Origin of the sequence: Sphingobium sp. Cam5-1, from assembly GCF_015693305.1 — a bacterium.
In the GTDB taxonomy this organism is placed as follows: Bacteria; Pseudomonadota; Alphaproteobacteria; order Sphingomonadales; family Sphingomonadaceae; genus Sphingobium.
Genome location: NZ_CP065138.1, coordinates 1,961,630 through 1,980,274, shown reverse-complemented (window position 1 = coordinate 1,980,274; position 18,645 = coordinate 1,961,630). Strand labels below are relative to the sequence as shown.

Sequence of the window (18,645 nt, the reverse complement as noted above, 5' to 3'; positions counted from 1 at the left end):
CGATGAAGATCCGCCAGAACCTCTATCTGGATCGCGAGATCGGCGACGCGCTTGAAGCGCTCGCCGCCGGCAATCGCGGCAACAAGAGCCACCTGGTCAACGACGCGCTCCGGGACTGGCTGGCGCGCCGGGGTTCCAAGGAAATTGACGATCTTCTGAAGGTCCGTCTCGACCGGCTGTCGCGCGAGCTCGACGGCGCGCGGCGCGACATCGATGTCCTGCTGGAAAGCCTGTCGCTGTTCGTCCGCTACCAGCTGATGGTCACGGCACCGCTGCCCGAGGCCGACGCCGCAGGCCGCGCGATCGGGCGTGACCGTTTCGAATCCTTCGTCGCCCAGGTCGGCCGCCAGATCGCGGCGGGTACACGCACGCTGGCGCCGCCCGAAGCGAAGGGAGGCAAGTCGTAATGTCGGCCCCATCCGATACTGTGTCTGCCGACCGTCGCCGCGCCATGCTGCGCACCGCGATGGGGCCGGCGATCGCGGCCGCGCTCTCCGATCCCCGCGTCATCGAAATCATGGTCAATCCCGACGGCGCGCTCCGCGTCGACATCCTCGGTGAAGGCCGGGTCGATACCGACGTGAAGTTCGACGGCTCCCAGGTCGAGCGGATCATCCGGCTGGTGGCATCGTATGCCCGTGCCGAGGTCCATGGCGAACGTCCCATCGTCTCGGCCGAGCTGCCGCCGCATGGGCAAGGCGCAGGCGAGCGCTTCGAAGGTATTCTCCCGCCGGTCTCGACCGCGCCCTGCTTCTCGATCAGGAAGCCTGCGGCGCGGGTCTATACCCTGATGGACTATGTGGCTGACGGCATCATGTCGGCCGAGGCTGCCCGTATGCTTTCGCTGGCAGTTGTCGATCGCCGGAACATCCTGATCGCCGGCGGCACCAGCTCGGGCAAGACCACGCTCGCCAATGCGCTGCTCGCCGAGATGGCGCATCTCGACGAGCGGATCATCCTGATCGAGGACACGCGCGAACTGCAGTCGCCCGCCCACGATACGGTGGCGCTGAGGACACGGGCAGACGCCGTCACCATGGGCGACCTGGTGCGCTCGACACTGCGCCTGCGGCCCGACCGCATCATCGTCGGTGAGGTTCGCGGCGGCGAAGCGCTCGACATGCTGAAGGCCTGGAACACCGGCCATCCCGGCGGGATCGCGACCGTCCACGCCAACAGCGCGTCTTCCGCGCTCTACCGGATCGAACAGCTCATCCAGGAAGCCGTCGTCACCGTGCCGCGCCGCCTGGTCGCCGAGGCGATCAACCTGATCGTCTTCATCGCCGGCCGCGGCACCGCGCGGCGCATCGAGACGATCGCCTGCGTCGCGGGCCTCGACCCCGATGGCGGCTACGCCGTCGTCGATCTCTCCCCAACCCCTGACCACACAGGAGACTGACATGCGCACCTTTCCCATTCCCAATCGTGACTGCCTTTTCCTGACCGGGCTGATGCTCGGCCTTTCGCTCACCCTGACCCGGACGGCCCATGCCAGCGGGTCCGGCATGCCCTGGGAACAGCCGCTCCAGCAGGTGCTGGAATCCGTGCAGGGACCCGTCGCCAAGATCGTCGCGGTGATCATCATCATCGTGACCGGCCTCACGCTGGCCTTCGGCGAGACGGCGGGCGGGTTCCGCCGGCTGATCCAGATCATCTTCGGCCTGTCGATCGCCTTCGCCGCCTCGAGCTTCTTCCTGTCCTTCTTCAGCTTCGGCGGCGGGGCGCTCGTCGCATGAGCCACATTGAAGGCTTCGAGGCGCCGATCCACGCCAGTCTGGGCTCGCCGATCCTGCTCGGCGGCGCGCCGCGCGCGATCGCGATCGTCAACGGCACGATCGCGGCCGCAGTCGGTCTCGGCCTCCAGCAATGGCTGGTCGGCATCGCCCTCTGGGCGGTCGGTCACAGCGTCGCAGTGTTTGCCGCGCGCCGCGATCCTGATTTCGCGCCCGTGCTGCTCCGCCATCTGCGCCAGAAGGGATATCTGGCATGTTGAACCTCGCCGAATACCGGTCGCGGGCCGACCGCCTCGCCGATCATCTGCCCTGGGCCGCGCTGGTCGCACCCGGCGTCGTCATCAACAAGGATGGCAGCTTCCAGCGCACCTTTGCCTTTTGCGGTCCAGACCTCGAAAGCGCGACCGAAGCCGAACTCGTCTCGGCCTGCGCGCGCGCCAACAATGTGCTGAAGCGCCTCGGTACGGGCTGGGCACTGTTCTTCGAGGCCGAGCGCCGCGGGAGCCAGGGCTATCCAGACAGCACATTTCCTGACGCCGCATCCTGGCTGGTCGACCAGGAACGGCGTGCCGGGTTCGAAGCCGAGGGCCAGCATTTCGAGAGCATCTATCACGGCACGCTGACCTGGCTGCCACCCGCCGACAGCAGCGACGCTGCCGGACGAAGCCTGGTCGAGCGGCCCGATGACGCGCAGGGCCGTGACTGGCGTGCCAGCCTTGCCGGTTTCATCGCCGAAACCGACCGCATCCTCGACCTCCTTTCCGGTTTCATGCCCGAAGTGCATGCGCTGAGTGATGCCGAAACGCTGACCTATCTCCACGGCGCGATATCCGATCGCCGCCACAGGGTCGCGGTGCCCGAAACGCCGATCTATCTTGATGCGCTGCTCGCCGACACGCCGCTTGTCGGCGGCCTCGAGCCCAGGCTTGGGCAGACCCACCTGCGCACCCTGACCGTGCTGGGCTTTCCGAATCTGAGCCGACCCGGCATCCTCGACGCGCTTAATCATCAGGATTTCGGCTACCGCTGGGTCACCCGCTTCATTTCGCTCGACAAGCAGGATGCGACCAAGGCGCTGACCAGGATCCGGCGACAATGGTTCAACAAGCGCAAGTCGATCACCGCGCTGCTGCGCGAGGTGATGTACAACCAGCCGGTCCAGCTCCTCGATACCGACGCGGACAACAAGGTGGTCGATGCCGATCTTGCGCTGCAGGCGCTCGGCGGCGATCATGTCGCCTTCGGCTACCTCACCACCACGATCACTGTCGCCGATACGGACCGGGCGCGGGTGGAAGACAAGGTCCGCGCAGTCGAGCGGATCGTCAACGGCCTCGGCTTCACCTGCGTGCGCGAGAGCCTCAACGCGGTCGAGGCCTGGCTGTCCTCGCTGCCCGGCCAGGCCTATGCCAACGTCCGCCAGCCGCTGGTCCATACGCTGAACCTCGCCCATCTCATGCCGCTGTCCTCGGTCTGGGCCGGGCCGGCGGAGAACCGCCACCTCGGCGCGCCACCGCTGCTCCATGCCCAGACCAGCGGATCGACGCCGTTTCGCCTGTCGACCCATGTCGGCGATGTCGGGCACATGCTGGTCGTCGGGCCGACCGGTGCCGGCAAGTCGGTCCTGCTCGCCCTGATCGCGCTGCAGTTCCGGCGCTATCCGCAATCCCAAGTCTATGTGTTCGACAAGGGCTTCTCGGCGCGCGCGGCGGTACTTGCGATGGGTGGCGCGCATCATGCCCTCGGGCTCGACGCGGACGGCGGCCCGGATGGCAAGGATGCCCTGGCGTTCCAGCCGCTGCGCCGGATCGACGATGCCGGTGAACGCAGCTGGGCGGCGGAATGGATTGCGGCGCTGCTGGCGCATGAAAAGGTCGTGGTTACGCCCGAGGTCAAGGACGCCGTCTGGTCGGCGCTGAACAGCCTCGCATCGGCACCGCCACAGGAGCGCACGCTCACCGGACTTGTCATGCTGCTCCAGTCGAATGCGCTTCGCACCGCGCTGACGGCCTACACGCTCGATGGTCCCTATGGCCGCCTGCTCGATGCGGCCGAGCAGAACCTCGCTCTGGCCGATGTCCAGTGCTTCGAGACCGAAGCGCTGATGGGCCAATCCGGGGTTGTCGCCCCGGTGCTGACCTATCTCTTCCACCGGCTCGAGGAACGCTTCGACGGCCGTCCGACCTTGCTGATCCTCGACGAGGCCTGGATCTTTCTCGACCATCCGCTCTTCACCGCCCGCATCCGCGAATGGCTGAAGACGCTGCGCAAGAAGAATGTCGCAGTGCTCTTCGCAACGCAGAGCCTCGCCGATATCGCCGACAGCAGCATTGCGCCGTCCATCATTGAAAGCTGCCCGCAGCGGATATTGCTACCGAACGATCGGGCGATCGAACCGCAGTCGCGCGCTGCCTATGAGCGGTTCGGCCTCAACGACCGGCAGATCGAACTGGTCAGCCGGGCGACGCCTAAGCGGCATTACTATTTGCAGTCGGCGCGCGGCAATCGCCTGTTCGAACTCGGCCTGGGACCGATCGCGCTGGCGCTCTGCGGTGCGTCCGATCCCGACAGCCAGAAGCGAATTGACGGCCTTCTCGCCGAGCACGGCGCAGAGGGCTTCGCGGCCCGCTTCCTGCGCTCCGCCGACCTCGCCTGGGCCGCCGACCTCATCGGCGAGTTTCCCGGCGCCGCCCGATCCACCGCTCCCCAACCTCCAGCCCCCGGAGAATGATCATGACCACAATGCCGCTCTTCAAGAAGCCCCTCATCGCCGGCGCGCTCGGTTGCGCCATTACCGGCTCGCTCGTCCTCGCGACGCTGGCGACGAGCGAGCCTGCCCAGGCGATCATCGTGTTTGATCCCTCGAACTACAGCCAGAATATCCTCACAGCCGCGCGCACGCTCGAGCAGATCAACAACCAGATTCGCATGCTGCAGAACCAGGCGCAGAGCCTCATCAACCAGGCGAAGAACCTGACGACGATCAGCTTTCCCGAATTGCAGGCGCTCAAGCAGACGATGCAGCAGATCGACCAGTTGATGGGACAAGCGCAGGGCATCCAGTTCAAGGTTGCAAGCCTCGACCAGCAGTTCCGCTCGCTCTACCCCGACAGCTTCGCGCAAAGCCTGACCACCAGCCAGCAGATGCAAAGCGCCCGGGCGCGGATGGACACCGCGCGCGGGGCTTTCGAGCAGACCATGACCGTCCAGGCGCAGGTCGTCGAGAATATCGCCGCCGACCAGGCGGCGCTGACGGGCATCATCGCGCGGAGCCAGAGCGCCGAAGGCGCGCTGCAGGCCAGCCAGGCGACCAACCAGCTCCTGGCGCTGGTCGCAAAGCAGCAGTTCCAGATCCAGACTCTCATGGCGGCACAATACCGCGCCGAGGCGATCGAACGCGCGAACCAGGCCCAGTCGCGCACCGATGCCCAGAGCGCTTCGGCGAAATTCCTCGGCTCCGGCAGCGCCTACACGCCCCAGTAGGCCCTGCCGGCCAGGGCGGCGGCGATCCCCGCGCCTCTGTCGCCGCCGTCGCCGCGGGGTCCGGCTCCCGCTCCTGCGAGACCGGGCCTCGCGGCATCCTTTGAACCAAGCATCAGGACGCGAAGCGCATGGGCGACCTCAACGTCATCGATCAATTCATGGCTGCCTTCATCCGCTACATCGACAGCGGGTTCGGCCTCCTGGGCGGCGACATCAGCTTTTTGACGCGCACGCTGATTGCGATCGACATCACGCTGGCTGGATTGTTCTGGGCGCTGGGCGGCGAGGACAATGTGCTCGGCCGCCTGATCCGCAAGATCCTCTACATCGGCGCCTTCGCGTTCATCATCAACAGCTTCTCAACGCTCAGCGACATCATCTTCCGCTCGTTCGCGCAGGCCGGGCTGACCGCAGGCGGTGGGACGATCACCGCTGCTGATCTGCTGAAGCCCGGCCGTCTTGCCGGGACCGGCTTCTCCGCTGCCTGGCCGCTGCTCCAACAGGTCAACCAGTATCTCGGCTTCACGACTTTCTTCGACAACTTCCTGACGATCGTTGTGCTGCTGGTCGCTTGGGTGATCGTGATCCTCGCCTTCTTCATCCTCGCCGTGCAGATGTTCGTCACGATCCTCGAGTTCAAGCTGACGAGCCTCGCCGGCTTCATCCTTGTGCCCTTCGCGCTGTGGAACCGCACCAGTTTCCTCGCCGAGCGCGTGCTCGGCAATGTCGTTTCCTCCGGCATCAAGGTCATGGTGCTCGCTGTCATCGTCGGCATCGGCTCGAACTATTTCACCCAGTTCACCACCGCGCTCCAGGGCCAGGAACCCGACATCGGCCAAGCCATGAGCCTGGTGCTGGCGAGCCTTGCTCTCTTCGGTCTCGGCATTTTCGGTCCAGGCATCGCCTCGGGTCTTGTCGCGGGCGCGCCGCAGCTGGGGGCGGGCGCAGCGCTCGGCACCGCGCTTGGCGCGGGCGGCATCATGTATCTTGGCGGCGCAGGGGCGGTCGGTGCTGCCCGCGGCCTTGCCGCCGCCGGCCTTGGCGCGATGCGTGCAGGCACCGCGATGGGCTCGGCGGCCTCGACCGCCTACGCGCTCGGGCAGGAGGGCGCCGGCTCCTCCAGCGTCGGCGCCGGTATCGGCGGGATGGCGAGCGCCGCGGCGGGTGCCGCGCGGTCGCGGATGTCCGCCGCGCTGGGGCTTGGCGAGGCCGCAGAGTCAGGCCGCCAGGCCGCATTCAACGCGATGACCGGCCGCACGGCATCCGCCGCCTCGGAAACGACGGATAGCGCATCGTCGATGCCCGGATGGGCGCGGGCGATGAAAGCGCAGCAGAGCGCCCGCCATCACCGCCAGACCGCCATGCATGCCGTGCAATCCGGCGACCGTGGCGGTCATGGCGCAACCCCCGACATCAAGGAAAGGGAGGACTGATCCTCATGATCTCGAATTCGACATTTTTCAGGCGCGCCGTCCAGCGATACGGACAGACACCCGAGCCCGAGACGCCCTATCAGCGCGCCGGTCAGCTCTGGGACGAGCGGATTGGCTCGGCCCGCGTCCAGGCACGAAACTGGCGGTTGATGGCCTTCGGCTGCCTCGGTCTCGCCACCGCGCTTTCGGGCGGCCTGCTCTGGCAGTCGCTGCAAAGCCGCGTCGTTCCCTATGTGGTCGAGGTCGACAAGCTTGGCGAGGCCCGCGCCGTCCAGCCCGCCGACAAGGATTATCAACCGACCGACAGCCAAGTTGCCTGGTTCCTCTCCCGGTTCATTGAGCATGTGCGGTCGGTCTCGCTCGATCCGGTGCTCATGCGCCAGGACTGGCTTTCAGCCTATGATTTCACGACCAAGCGCGGGAGCATATTTCTCGGCGATTACGCCCGCGCCGCCGATCCGTTCGGTCATATCGGCGAGCGCACCGTCTCGGTGCAAGTCACCAGTGTGGTACGCGCCTCGGACAAGTCGTTTCAGATCAAATGGGTCGAGACCGCCTACGAGCGTGGCGCCCAAGCAGGCACCTCGCATTGGACCGCGATCCTGACCACCCAGATGGTGGCACCGACCAGCGCCGATACGCTGAGGAAGAACCCACTCGGCATCTATGTCGATGCGATCGACTGGAGCCGCGAGCTCGAACCCACCAACACATCGTCAACGCAATCGGCCATTGCGCCAGCGCGCTCAGCACTGCCGCCGCCGGCAAGCATCCCCGCTGGATCGCCGCTCGATCCCAACCTCGGCGCAGCTACAAGTCAGGAAACCCAGCCATGAAAACCGCCCTTCTCGCGGCGACGGCACTTGCCTTCGCGGCTCCCGCTCTCGCCCAGAACGCGCCGACGATTCCGGCATTGCCTGCGAATACAGCGGTGCCGTCGGTTGCGGTCGCGATTCCGCCTGGCGCACCTGTCGTATCGTCACCACCGAAGGCTGCCATGCCGGTCCCGCACCGCCGCCATATGCCGCCATCGCCAGCCGAACTGCGCGTCCGGGCCGCCAATCGCGCCGCGACGCTCGAACCGGCGACCGGCGGCTATCTCAATGCAGTGCAGGTCTATCCCTACAGCGAAGGCGTGATCTACCATGTGCTGACCGCGCCCGGGCAGGTCACCGACCTCGCGCTTCAGCCCGGCGAGACGCTGGTGGCCGTGGCGGCGGGTGACACCGTGCGCTGGGTCATCGGCGATACCACTAGCGGTTCGGGTGAGACCAGGCGCACGCATGTGCTGGTGAAGCCATTCACTGCCGGGCTCGCCACCAACATCATCATCACCACCGATCGGCGGGCCTATCATCTGGCACTGACCAGCACCGCGCGCACGGCCATGTCGGCGCTTTCCTGGACCTATCCGCAGGACGCGCTGATCGCGCTGAAGGCCGCCGCCGAAGCGGCGCGCGCGGCGCAGCCGGTGGCATCGGGACTTGCCGTCGAGCAGCTGCACTTCGGCTATGTTATCACCGGCGACAAGCCCGTCTGGCGGCCGCTACGCGCGTTCGATGACGGGCGACAGACGTTCATCGAGTTCCCGGCCAGTCTCGGCGAAAGCGAGGCCCCGCCACTGTTCCTGGTCGATGCCAAGGGCAATGCCGAGCTGGTCAACTACCGCGTGCAGGGCCGCTACTACGTCGTCGACCGGATCTTCGATGCGGCAGAGCTGCGCCTCGGGCTCAAGCATCAGGACGTGGTGCGGATCAGCCGGACCGGTGAGGCGATCAGCCGGCGGAGGCCGTCATGACCGAGGGGACGACGGCACAGCCCGCCAAGCTCGATCCAGAGAGCCTGGCGCTCCGTTCGCGCCCGCCGCGAGCGATCCGGTTCAAGCGCGGCGTCATCATCGCCATCGCGGCGCTGGGATCGGTCAGCCTAATGACGGTGACATGGCTGGCACTGAAGCCACGTCTGTTTCACCGTGTCGCGGGGCAGGAGGAACTCTCCCAGCCCGATCTGCGTCCTGCCAGCGACACGTTGAACGGCTTGCCGGCAAGCTATGGCGACGTGCCCAGGCTCGGGCCGCCGCTTCCGGGCGACCTCGGCAAGCCGATCCTTGATCGCCAGCAACAACTTGCGACCGGGATCAACCCGAGCGACCAGCAACGCCAACAGGCCGAAGCAGCCGAGCGTGAGCGCCAGCTCGCCGAATTGAAGGCCGCGCGCGAATCCGGTGTGCTGGTGCAGAGCCGGCAGGTGTCCGCTGCCGAAATACCGGCTGCAAGCGTATCGGCCCCAGAAAGTCCCCAGCCGAGTTCGCCGAAACTAGCGCTCGATCCGGCGAACGATCCCAACGCGCAGGGACGCAAGGAAGCCTTCGTCGGGAACCTCGATCCGCGCGGCGACGTCAATCCCCATGTCCTGATGCCGGCGCCATCGCCCTACACCCTGTCGGCGGGCAGTGTGATTTCCGCGAGCCTGATCACCGGCCTGCGCTCCGATCTGCCAGGGCTGGTCACCGCGCAGATCACCGAGAACACCTATGATAGCGCAACTGGGCGGATCCTGCTCATTCCGCAAGGCGCGCGACTGATCGGCAGCTATGATTCGGTCGTGGCGTTCGGGCAGAGCCGCGCGCTGATCGTCTGGCAGCGGATCGTCATGCCCGATGGTTCATCGTTGCGCATAGATAACGTGCCCGCCACCGATCCCTCGGGCTATGCGGGCCTGTCGGACAAAGTCGATTTTCACACCTGGGCCCTGCTCAAGGGCGTGGCGATCTCGACCCTGCTCGGCGTGGGTGCGAACCTGACATTCACCGGCGAAAGCGACCTCGTCCAGGCGATCCGGGAGTCGACGCAGCAGAACGTGTCCCGTGCCGGCGACCAGATCACGTCCCGCAATCTTCAGATCCAGCCGACGATCACGATCCGGCCCGGTGCCCCGGTACGGCTGATCGTCCATCGCGATCTCATTCTCGCGCCGTGGCGCGAATAGGAGAAGGCCATGGTCGACCTCAAGCTTGCTCGCATTCCCGACCGAACCCCGGTGAAGCTCACCATCACGGTGATGCCTGACCTGCATCAGGCGCTCCAGGACTACGCCCTGATCTATGCCGAAGCCTATGGTCGCGAGGAGCCGGTCAGCGAACTGGTCCCGGCTATACTGTCCGCATTTCTTGATAGCGACCGCGCCTTTGTAAAGGCGCGCGAGCGTCTCGGAGCACGCGGCGGATGATAGAGACCGGTCCCCGTCTCGGTTGCAAAGACGCACTGACCATCCGCGTGCCGGACGCGGCGCGCATGCTGGGCATCGGAAAGACCAAACTCTACGAACTGATCACGGCACACGAGATCGACGTCATAAAGGTCGGGCGGGCCACGCTGATCGTGGTCAGGAGCCTTGAACGATTTGTCGAGCGCCAGTCCGTCGCGGCCGGCGCGGAGGCGCCGCAACCTCGGAAGCGCGGCCGACCACGGCATTCTTTCGCTCGGCTTGCTGCCGGGATCGGGTCTTGACGGGCGGAAGGCAAAAGTCGGCCCAGGCCTTCATCAGATCGCGCCGCTTGGCCAGGAAGTCCGTGCGCCGATAGGCCGCCTCGACCTTGTTTTCGAGTGTATGCGCCAGCGCCGCTTCGGCGATCTCGCGCGGCACATCCGTTTCTTCGGCGGCCCAATCACGGAAACTCGATCGGAAGCCATGCACGGTCGCCGGCAGGTCCATCCCGCGCACAAGTTCCAGCAGCGCCATGTCCGAAAGCGCCGAACCCGACGTGGCGCCCGGAAAGATCAGGTCACACCCTTTGATCCGTAGCGCCTGTGCCTGACGGAAAACGCCCGCGGCCTGCGCCGACAGGGGCACCGTATGTTCGACACCACCTTTCATGCGTTCGGCAGGAATGGTCCAGAGGGTCAGATCGTCATCGAGTTCGGACCATCTGGCTCCGCGTACCTCGCCGGATCGGACCGCCGTCAATATCAGGGCCTCGAGCGCCAACCTGCTGCTGCTGAGGCCGCGTGCGCGCAGGCGCTTCATGAACGCCGGCACCTCGGCGTGGGGCAGTGCGGCGAAATGTCCGGTCTTCCTGGGCTGGCGCGGAAGGCCCTTGGAAATGGAACGCATCGGCGCTTCGCAGGTCCGGAAGCCATTGGCATAGGACCAGTCGAGCACAGTACCGATACGCTGCCGGACCCGCCGGGCGGTCTCGGGAATATTCAGCCAGATTTCCGCAAGCACGTCGCGGATGATGGGCCCTTCGATCTGGTCGACCCTCAGCTTGCCGAGCTTGGGGTAAGCATAGAGTTCAAGCGTTTTGATCCACTGCTTGGTGTGCTTCCCGTTCTTCCAGCCCTTGACCATTTCCGCGTGTGCGCGCTTCGCCGCCTGCTCGAAGGTGGGGATGACGATCTCGACTTTCCGCCGCTCTTCGAGCGGGTCGATGCCGGACTTTGCGAGTTTCTTGATCGCAGCCGCCTCAAGCCTCGCATCGCGAAGGCTCACATGCCGGAGTTCACCCAGCCCGATGTCCCGGCGGCGGCCATTGACCTGGACCCGCATGAGCCAGCTTTTCCCGCCCGAAGGGGAAATCTGCAGGAGCAATCCCTCGCCATCGGAGTAACGCCCGGGCTCGGTGAGGTCCTTGATCATGGCTGCGGTCAGCTTTCCCATGGGCTGGAGGATACCATCTAAGCCCCCTGTTTTGAACCCCACCAACCCCTCACAGCCCCACACTCAGCCCCACATCAGTTTCCGGACTGCGGCGAACGGCCACGAACGCCAGCGGTCAAATCTAGCGTATTTTCAGATCTTTAATTGAATTTTCCGGGCTGTGGCGAACGCCCGCGAAGGGTGAAATGGCGGAGCGGGAGGGATTCGAACCCTCGATACGCTTTTGACGTATACTCACTTTCCAGGCGAGCGCCTTCGACCACTCGGCCACCGCTCCGCATGCACTGGAAGGCGGCTCCCTATCGTGCGGCGCGGCGGGTGGCAAGGGGATGCCGTGACTTTCCTGCTTTCAATTTCGCGGCGCTACTTCATCCGCCGTCGCGCTACGTAGACCGTGACGGATAGGCAAATGTCCGGCCGCAACCTACATTCAGGAACAAACGTCCCATTTGCGGCGATACCCTGTCCAGATGCGGCATCTATCCGGAACGGAAAGGCTGAACATGATTGTAGGCACGGTCAGGGAGATCAAGAATCACGAATATCGCGTCGGCCTGACGCCTGAAAGCGTGCATGAACTGGCGGCCCATGGCCATCGGGTGCTGGTGGAAAGCGGTGCGGGGGAGGGGATTGGCGCGCATGACGCGCTGTACGCCCGTGCCGGGGGCGAGATCGTCCCGAACGCAAGCGACGTGTTCGAAGCGGCCGAAATGATCGTGAAGGTGAAGGAACCGCAGCCCGAGGAACGCGCCGTGCTGCGCCCGGGCCAGATCCTCTACACCTACCTCCATTTGGCGCCCGACCCGGACCAGACCCGTGATCTCATGGCGTCGGGCGCTGTCTGCATCGCCTATGAAACGGTCACCGATGCTGGCGGCGGCCTCCCGCTGCTAAAGCCGATGAGCCAGGTTGCCGGGCGCATGTCGATTCAAGCGGGCGCGACAGCGCTGGAAAAGGCGAATGGCGGGCGGGGCGTGCTGCTGGGCGGCGTGCCCGGCGTCCTTCCGGCCAAGGTCTGCGTCATCGGCGGTGGCGTCGTCGGCTTCAACGCGGCGCAGATGGCGGCGGGCCTGGGCGCGGACGTCACCATCCTCGACCGCAGCCCCGAAGTGCTCGAACGGCTGGGCATCTATTTCGAGGCACGGGCCAAGACCCGTTTTTCCAACCGCGCCAATTTGGCCGAATGCGTGGCGGAGGCAGACCTCGTCATCGGCGCCGTGCTGATCCCCGGAGCCGCCGCGCCCAAGCTGGTCAGCGCCGACATGCTCAAGACCATGAAAAAGGGCTCCGTGCTGGTCGACGTCGCGATCGATCAGGGCGGCTGTTTCGAAACCAGCCATCCAACCACCCATGCTGATCCCACCTATATCGTCGATGGCATTGTCCATTATTGCGTCGCCAACATGCCCGGCGCGGTCGCGCGCACCAGCACCTACGCGCTCAACAACGTCACCCTGCCGCACGCGCTGCGCATCGCCGATCTGGGGTGGAAGAAGGCGCTGCAAACCGATCCGCATCTGCTCGCGGGGCTCAACGTCTGGGACGGCAAGGTGACCTATCAGGCGGTGGCTCAGGCGCTGGGCCTGCCCTTTACCCCGGCGGAGGAAGCGCTGGCCTGATGGCCGCCCCCTTTAATCCGCGTCCGGATTGCGAAAGTTCAACCGCCGGGTGACGGTGTAATCCACCACCCCCACCAGAAAATAGCTGATCCACTGCTTCACCAAAGTCAGCACCCCGCGCTGCGCCTTGTATCGTTCTAGCGTGATCTGTCGGCTTTCCTCTGCGCGACGGCTGATGAAGTCCCTCGCTTCGTCCGCCAGCGCCTTATCCTCGATCCGCAGCATGATCTCCAGATTCAGGAACAGGCTGCGCATGTCGAAATTGGCCGATCCGATGAAGACCGCGTCATCGATGACGATCAGCTTCATGTGCAGCTTGCGCTTCTGATATTCCCATATCTCCACCCCGCGCCGCAGCAGTGGTCCATACAGCAGCCGCGCCGCCGCCACCGTCGCGCCGTTGTCCGACCGGGACGGCAGGATCAGCCGCGCACCCTCCCGCCGCGCCGCGCGCGCAATGCGCTTCAACATGCCGCGTCCTGGCGAAAAATAAGCGGCCACCATGTCCACCCGCCGGGCATGTTCCAGGTCATGCTTCACCACCTGCGCCCAGGGGCTTAAGCGCCGGGTCGGCCCGCCGATCAGCCATCGCATCGGATCATCCGGGTCATGGTGCAGCGACGGATGCCAATGCCGCACCATCCGCCGCAACGTGCGGAAACGCTGTTTTTTGGTCGATACCCACCGCCACAGCTGCCCATACCAGTTGGTCATCGCCGCGACCTGCGGCCCGTCGATCAGAAGGCCCAGGTCCACCCAGGCATCCTCATCGGGCAATCCGAAATAGCCATCCTCCACATTGAACCCACCCAGCAGCAGCCGCCGATCATCCGCAATGGTCATCTTCTGATGGTTGCGGATCAGATAGCGGGTCGACCGCCGCGCGCCGAATCGGCCAAACCGTCCCCCCGCCTTGATCAGCGGGTCGAAGAAGGCGACGGGCGTGTCGGCCGATCCGAACGCATCGATCATCAACGTCACGGCAACGCCGCGCCCTCGGGCCGCGATCAGCCGGTCCAGCACCATCCGCCCGCTCTCATCGGCGGCGAAGATGTAATAATAAAGCTTCAGGCTGTCCCGCGCCCCATCGATCAGGCCGATCAGCGTCTCTCGCAGGGCGGGGCCATGTTCGATCACGTCCAGCCGGTGCCCCCGGATGGACAGGCCGATCCCGGCCTCGTCGCTCTTCGCTGGGGACTGCCGGTTGGTCGCCATATCCCGTTCATGCGCCTAATTGCCGCTATGCGCCACGGCTTTATGGGCTTTTCATTGACTCCGCGCCCGCCCGCTGATAGGCGCTCCCCTCACGATTTCCATCATTTTGCCAGGAGCGCCCGTTTGGCCCGCGTTACCGTCGAAGATTGCGTCGACAAGGTTACCAACCGTTTTGACCTCGTCCTGCTTGCGGCGCAGCGCGCCCGTGAGATTTCCGGTGGCGCTGAACTGACGTTGGACCGCGACCGCGATAAAAACCCGGTCGTCGCCCTGCGCGAGATCGCTGAAGAAACCGTTCTCCCGGCCGAATTGCATGATTCGCTCGTTGGGTCGCTGCAAAAGGTGCAGATCGACGACGACGACACGCCGGACGAAATCGGATCGATCGCCCAGTCGGCAGAGGCCCTGCGCCTCACCGCTGCAGCCCCGCCGCGCAACCAGAATGTCGGCGGCGACTACGACGGCTGATCCGTCCACCGGTTCGGAGAGGGAATGAGGCTCGGCCTGCGCAAGCAGGACCGGGCCTCGATCCGTTTTGGGGGGGGGCAAACTTCGTCATGCCAACGAAAGCTGGCATCTCAGGCGATAGTGCACGACCCAGCCTCACGAGATCCCAGCTTCCGCTGGGATGACGGGGTTATTTAGCTACGTCCATACTTCCCTCTCCCCTTCAGGGGAGAGGGTGCCGAGTGAAGCGAAGGCGGGAGAGGGGACTGTAAAGTCAACCTCGCTCCCCTCTCCCTAACCCTCTCCCCTAAAGGGGAGAGGGAACATCTCACCCCTCACCCCCCCAAACAAAAATCCCGCAAAGCCCGCGCATCATGCAGCGCATTATGCGGTATCCTGCTATTGGCCGCCGCACTAAATCCCGCCGCATTCACCAGCTGCAACTGCAACCCGTTCATATCCACCATCTGCCCCGGCCCGGTCACCAGCAGCGCGCAGAAATGCGCCAGATCCTCCGGCCAGTCGGCGACGATCACCGGCTCCGGATCGCCCGCCAGATAATCCGCCAGATGATGCGCAGCCTCGACCCGGCTCAATTCCATGTCGATCCCCGGCGGCACATGGCGCAGATAGGGGATGACGTTGCGCTGCACCCAGCCATGCGGCTCCTCCGCCAGCGGCAGCGACACGTAAAATTCATCGTCGCCAAATTCCGGCACCAGCGCGACGCTGATCAGCGCGCCTGCAAATCCGTTGAATTCGGTGTCGAGGAAATAGCGCATGAAAAAAGGACTGCCTGCTGGGGAAGGGGAAAGGGGGCTGTCCGCGAGATAGGGGCAGGGCGCCTCTTGCGCCAGCCTTTGATGATTTGCCTAGGATCAAGCAAGCTGCCATGCGGGGCCATCGACACAAGGACCTGCCAGTGACCCCTCGCATACTCATCGACACCGCCGCCGTGCCGGGCGGACAGGAACTGAAACTCTATAGCCGGGGCGGCGATCACATGATCGTTCTCGACCGCAACGAGCTGATGAGCAGCCGCATGAGCGGTTCGGAAAAGGCGCTAGCCGTCATGTCGCTTGAGCGTCTGAAGGGCCGAAAGGCGCCGCATCTCCTGATCGGCGGTTACGGCATGGGCTTCACACTGCGCGCGGCGCTTGCGGGCATGGGGCAGGACGGCCGCGCCACGGTGGTCGAACTGGTGCCCAAGATCATCGAATGGGCACGGGGTCCGATGGTGGAACTGGCGGCAGGTTGCCTGGACGACCCGCGAGTCACCCTGATCGAAAGCGATGTCGCGGTAGAGATCGCCGCAGGCCAGCAACGCTATGACGCGATCCTCCTCGACGTAGACAACGGCCCCGACGGTCTCACCGCGCCCGCCAACGACCGGCTCTATTCCTCTGCTGGCCTCTCCACCGCCAAGGCCGCGCTGAAGCCCGGCGGCATCCTCGCCATCTGGTCCGCCGCCCCCGACGCCGCCTTCACCCGCCGCCTCCGTGACGCGGGCTTTCTGGTCGATGAGGTAGCGGTCAAAGCCCGCGACAATGGCAAAGGCCCCCGCCACGTCATCTGGTTCGCCCAAAAACGCTGACTTAACCCTTCTCCCGCCAGCGGGAGAAGTTGGATGAAGGTGGGAACGCGACCCCTCACCCTCCCACCGCTTGCGCGGCGGGTCCCTCCCTCTCCCGCGAACGGGAGAGGGGCACGACGACCTCTTCCCGAAAACTCCGTCATCCCAGCGAACGCTGGGATCTCAGGCCACCAGACCGAACGCGACCTCCCAAGATACCAGCCTCCGCTGGCATCACGATCAGCGATCAATGCCGATCAAACCCCACATTCGGGCAAAGCCCAATCAATCGCCCCACGTCCCTTCACCTCCAAAAAGGCATTAGCCTGCGAGAAATGCCGACACCCCAAAAACCCGTTATGCGCCGACAGCGGAGAGGGATGCGCCGCCTTCAACACCAGATGCCGCGCCTGATCCACAAACGCCGCCTTCCGCTGTGCATAAGCACCCCACAGCAGGAACACGACCGGCTCCTCCTGGCCGTTGACCAGCCGAATGATCGCATCGGTAAATTCTTCCCAGCCGCGCTTCTGGTGTGACGCAGCGCGCCCCATCTCGACCGACAGCACACTGTTCAACAACAGCACGCCCTGCCGCGCCCAATGCTCCAGAAACCCATGACGCGGCGCGTCTATGCCCAGGTCGCTCTTCAGCTCCTTGTAGATATTCTTGAGCGACGGCGGCGTCCGCACCCCCGGCTGCACGCTGAAGCACAGCCCATGCGCCTGCCCCTCGCCATGATAGGGGTCCTGCCCCAATATCACCGCCTTCACATGGCCGAGCGGCGTCAGGTCCAGCGCGCGGAAATATTCGCTCCCCTTGGGAAATATGCGTTTTCCCTGCCGCTTCTCCTCTTCCAGAAACGTCTTGAGTCCCTGCATATAGGGGCGGTCGAATTCCTCGCGCAGCGGGGCGCGCCAGCTTTCGTCGAGTTTGATCGTTGCGGTCATGATCGCCTGATGACCTGCCCGGCAACGGCCTGTCAACTGCACGGCGGCCTTGCTCCGCGCCCGCAAATGAGGGAAAGGAAAATCATGCCACGCCTTTCCTTCACGACCGCCCTTTTGGCGGGCCTCGGCCTGTTTCTCGCACCGCTGCCCACGGCGGATGCCTTCGGTCCCCAGCCCAATGTGGTGCATCAAACGGCCCAATCGCGCCTGCTCGGCGAATTCTCCCGCTTCGCCGCGCTCAGCGACGGCACCGTCGGCATAGCGGTGCGCGACCTGCGCAGTGGCGAGACGCTGGAGCTGAACGGCGACACGCTCTTCCCCATGGCCAGCACGTACAAGGTCGCGGTGGCGGGCAAGATATTGTCGCTCGCCGACGCGGGCACACTGCGTTTCGATGAAAAGCTGCCGCGCCTCGGCACGCCGATGCCGGTCACGACCTTGCTCGACCTGATGCTCACCCGCAGCGACAATGAAGCGACCGACGCGCTCGTCGCCCGCGCTGGCGGGCCGCAGGCGGTCAATGGCTGGCTCCAGTCGCTCGGCATTCGCGGCCAGCGGGTGGACAGCAACACCGCCCAACTGCTCGCCCGCGCAAAGGTGGGAGCGAGCGGGGCAGGGGACGAGGTCGAAACCTCCCTGTCATCGCGCGCGCGGGATGCGCGGGACCTACCCAACATCGCCTTTGCCGCCGATCCTCGCGACACCTCCACGCCGCGCGCGATGAACGACCTCCTCTCGACCATCCAGCACGGCAGGGCGTTGAAGAAGGGCAGCACGGCCATGCTGCTCGGCATCATGGCGCGGTGCAAGACGGGCAAGGCGCGCCTCGTCGCCATGCTCCCGCCCGGCACGCCGATCGCGCACAAGACAGGCACGCTCAATGGCCTCGGCAATGACACCGGCATCATCACCCTGCCGGATGGCCGCCCGATCGCCATTTCCGTCTTCGTCATGAAGGATCATCGCGGCCACGCCGCGCGCGACCGCATCATGGCCGAAGTGGCGCGAGCGGCCTACGACTATTTCCTTTTCGCCCCTGAATCGCACACGGCCTGACGCATCGCTCTTAACATGGATTGAACTTGGCTCTAGCCCGTTCCTCCTCAGCGGGAGGATGGCATGCGCGATGTCGCGGCGTTCAGTGATTTCTGGCCTTATTATCTTCAGGAACATGCACGCCCCGCGACAAGGGCGATGCACTATGCGGGAACCAGCGCCGTTGTCCTGCTGCTCGGCCTGATGCCGTTGACTGGCCGCTGGTGGCTGCTTCCGGCCTTGCCTGTCGCCGGTTACGGCTTCGCTTGGGTGGCGCACGCTCTTATCGAAGGCAACCAGCCCGCGACCTTTCGTCATCCCCTCTGGTCCCTGCGCGCCGATTTCCGCATGTGGTTCCGCTTCCTCACGGGGCGCATGCGCCGCGATCTCGCCCACGCAGGCGTCCGCCCCGACGGATCGATCGACCCCGCCAAGCGCCTCAACCTCTAAGGCATCCCCTCCAGTGACTTGACCGCCCCCGCGGCTCTGCCACAAGAG

Annotated in this window: 20 protein-coding genes, 1 tRNA gene and 1 pseudogene; 17 read left to right on the top strand and 5 right to left on the bottom strand. The window is 65.1% G+C overall.

Annotation, left to right across the window (positions count from 1 at the left end):
• Nucleotides 1-2 precede the first annotated feature (2 nt).
• From IZV00_RS09875 to IZV00_RS21425, 12 genes and pseudogenes are all read left to right on the top strand, one after another.
• A complete protein-coding gene (locus IZV00_RS09875; RefSeq protein WP_196224489.1) occupies nucleotides 3-407 on the top strand; it encodes a CopG family transcriptional regulator in 405 nt (134 codons plus the stop codon).
• Nucleotides 407-1,399 carry a P-type conjugative transfer ATPase TrbB gene (gene trbB / locus IZV00_RS09870; RefSeq protein WP_196224488.1) on the top strand — a complete coding sequence of 331 codons (993 nt, stop codon included), beginning with the start codon at nucleotides 407-409 and terminating at the stop codon, nucleotides 1,397-1,399. The genes IZV00_RS09875 and trbB overlap by 1 nt, the downstream gene beginning before the upstream one ends.
• Nucleotide 1,400: 1 nt before the next feature.
• On the top strand, nucleotides 1,401-1,736 hold the full coding sequence (locus IZV00_RS09865) for a TrbC/VirB2 family protein (protein WP_196224487.1): 336 nt from the start codon (nucleotides 1,401-1,403) through the stop codon (nucleotides 1,734-1,736).
• The gene (locus tag IZV00_RS09860) at nucleotides 1,733-1,993 is read left to right on the top strand and encodes a VirB3 family type IV secretion system protein (protein ID WP_058736506.1); all 261 of its coding nucleotides are present in this window, start codon (nucleotides 1,733-1,735) and stop codon (nucleotides 1,991-1,993) included. The genes IZV00_RS09865 and IZV00_RS09860 overlap by 4 nt, the downstream gene beginning before the upstream one ends.
• Nucleotides 1,987-4,464 carry a conjugal transfer protein TrbE gene (trbE, locus tag IZV00_RS09855; protein ID WP_196224486.1) on the top strand — a complete coding sequence of 826 codons (2,478 nt, stop codon included), beginning with the start codon at nucleotides 1,987-1,989 and terminating at the stop codon, nucleotides 4,462-4,464. Before IZV00_RS09860 ends, trbE begins: the two co-directional genes overlap by 7 nt.
• Nucleotides 4,461-5,216, top strand: coding sequence for a P-type conjugative transfer protein TrbJ (gene trbJ / locus IZV00_RS09850; RefSeq protein ID WP_443020041.1), 756 nt, complete (start codon nucleotides 4,461-4,463; stop codon nucleotides 5,214-5,216). Before trbE ends, trbJ begins: the two co-directional genes overlap by 4 nt.
• A gap of 128 nt (nucleotides 5,217-5,344) precedes the next feature.
• Nucleotides 5,345-6,649, top strand: a complete 1,305-nt coding sequence (gene trbL / locus IZV00_RS09845) for a P-type conjugative transfer protein TrbL (RefSeq protein ID WP_196224484.1) — start codon at nucleotides 5,345-5,347, stop codon at nucleotides 6,647-6,649.
• Nucleotides 6,650-6,654: 5 nt separating this feature from the next.
• The gene (gene trbF, locus IZV00_RS09840) at nucleotides 6,655-7,485 is read left to right on the top strand and encodes a conjugal transfer protein TrbF (protein WP_196224483.1); all 831 of its coding nucleotides are present in this window, start codon (nucleotides 6,655-6,657) and stop codon (nucleotides 7,483-7,485) included.
• On the top strand, nucleotides 7,482-8,447 hold the full coding sequence (gene trbG / locus IZV00_RS09835; RefSeq protein WP_196224482.1) for a P-type conjugative transfer protein TrbG: 966 nt from the start codon (nucleotides 7,482-7,484) through the stop codon (nucleotides 8,445-8,447). The genes trbF and trbG overlap by 4 nt, the downstream gene beginning before the upstream one ends.
• Nucleotides 8,444-9,637: a TrbI/VirB10 family protein gene (locus IZV00_RS09830; protein WP_196224481.1), complete on the top strand. Its 1,194-nt coding sequence runs from the start codon at nucleotides 8,444-8,446 to the stop codon at nucleotides 9,635-9,637. The genes trbG and IZV00_RS09830 overlap by 4 nt, the downstream gene beginning before the upstream one ends.
• A gap of 9 nt (nucleotides 9,638-9,646) precedes the next feature.
• Entirely contained in the window at nucleotides 9,647-9,877 is a 231-nt protein-coding gene (locus IZV00_RS09825; protein WP_037524522.1) for a DUF2274 domain-containing protein, read from the top strand.
• Nucleotides 9,874-10,008, top strand: a pseudogene (locus tag IZV00_RS21425) (hypothetical protein); the annotation flags it as partial. The gene IZV00_RS09825 and the pseudogene IZV00_RS21425, both read left to right, overlap by 4 nt.
• A gap of 25 nt (nucleotides 10,009-10,033) precedes the next feature.
• On the opposite strand, the gene IZV00_RS09820 reads toward IZV00_RS21425, so the two are convergent.
• Both IZV00_RS09820 and IZV00_RS09815 read right to left on the bottom strand, forming a co-directional pair.
• A complete protein-coding gene (locus IZV00_RS09820) occupies nucleotides 10,034-11,308 on the bottom strand; it encodes a tyrosine-type recombinase/integrase (RefSeq protein WP_196224480.1) in 1,275 nt (424 codons plus the stop codon).
• 186 nt (nucleotides 11,309-11,494) lie between these two features.
• Nucleotides 11,495-11,585: transfer RNA gene (locus IZV00_RS09815), tRNA-Ser, on the bottom strand.
• 226 nt (nucleotides 11,586-11,811) lie between these two features.
• Between IZV00_RS09815 and ald the strand changes: the two genes are divergently transcribed.
• Nucleotides 11,812-12,927: an alanine dehydrogenase gene (gene ald / locus IZV00_RS09810; RefSeq protein ID WP_196226601.1), complete on the top strand. Its 1,116-nt coding sequence runs from the start codon at nucleotides 11,812-11,814 to the stop codon at nucleotides 12,925-12,927.
• Between the two features lie 12 nt (nucleotides 12,928-12,939).
• Here the strand turns inward: ald and IZV00_RS09805 are convergent, their stop codons facing one another.
• Nucleotides 12,940-14,142: a phospholipase D-like domain-containing protein gene (locus IZV00_RS09805; RefSeq protein WP_196224479.1), complete on the bottom strand. Its 1,203-nt coding sequence runs from the start codon at nucleotides 14,140-14,142 to the stop codon at nucleotides 12,940-12,942.
• A 123-nt stretch (nucleotides 14,143-14,265) separates the two neighbouring features.
• On the opposite strand from IZV00_RS09805, the gene rpoZ reads away from it, so the two are divergent.
• Nucleotides 14,266-14,610 (top strand): DNA-directed RNA polymerase subunit omega, encoded by a 345-nt coding sequence (gene rpoZ, locus IZV00_RS09800; protein ID WP_196224478.1) that lies wholly within the window; start codon nucleotides 14,266-14,268, stop codon nucleotides 14,608-14,610.
• Nucleotides 14,611-14,924: 314 nt separating this feature from the next.
• On the opposite strand, the gene IZV00_RS09795 is transcribed toward rpoZ, so the two are convergent.
• On the bottom strand, nucleotides 14,925-15,371 hold the full coding sequence (locus IZV00_RS09795) for a hypothetical protein (protein ID WP_196224477.1): 447 nt from the start codon (nucleotides 15,369-15,371) through the stop codon (nucleotides 14,925-14,927).
• 140 nt (nucleotides 15,372-15,511) lie between these two features.
• Here IZV00_RS09795 and IZV00_RS09790 point away from each other — a divergent pair, with 140 nt between their 5' ends.
• The gene (locus IZV00_RS09790) at nucleotides 15,512-16,183 is read left to right on the top strand and encodes a spermidine synthase (protein ID WP_196224476.1); all 672 of its coding nucleotides are present in this window, start codon (nucleotides 15,512-15,514) and stop codon (nucleotides 16,181-16,183) included.
• Between the two features lie 236 nt (nucleotides 16,184-16,419).
• On the opposite strand, the gene ung is transcribed toward IZV00_RS09790, so the two are convergent.
• Nucleotides 16,420-17,112, bottom strand: coding sequence for a uracil-DNA glycosylase (gene ung / locus IZV00_RS09785; protein ID WP_196224475.1), 693 nt, complete (start codon nucleotides 17,110-17,112; stop codon nucleotides 16,420-16,422).
• An 84-nt stretch (nucleotides 17,113-17,196) separates the two neighbouring features.
• Here ung and IZV00_RS09780 point away from each other — a divergent pair, with 84 nt between their 5' ends.
• The gene (locus tag IZV00_RS09780; protein ID WP_196224474.1) at nucleotides 17,197-18,168 is read left to right on the top strand and encodes a serine hydrolase; all 972 of its coding nucleotides are present in this window, start codon (nucleotides 17,197-17,199) and stop codon (nucleotides 18,166-18,168) included.
• Nucleotides 18,169-18,231: 63 nt separating this feature from the next.
• The gene (locus tag IZV00_RS09775; RefSeq protein ID WP_196224473.1) at nucleotides 18,232-18,597 is read left to right on the top strand and encodes a DUF962 domain-containing protein; all 366 of its coding nucleotides are present in this window, start codon (nucleotides 18,232-18,234) and stop codon (nucleotides 18,595-18,597) included.
• Nucleotides 18,598-18,645: the final 48 nt, after the last annotated feature.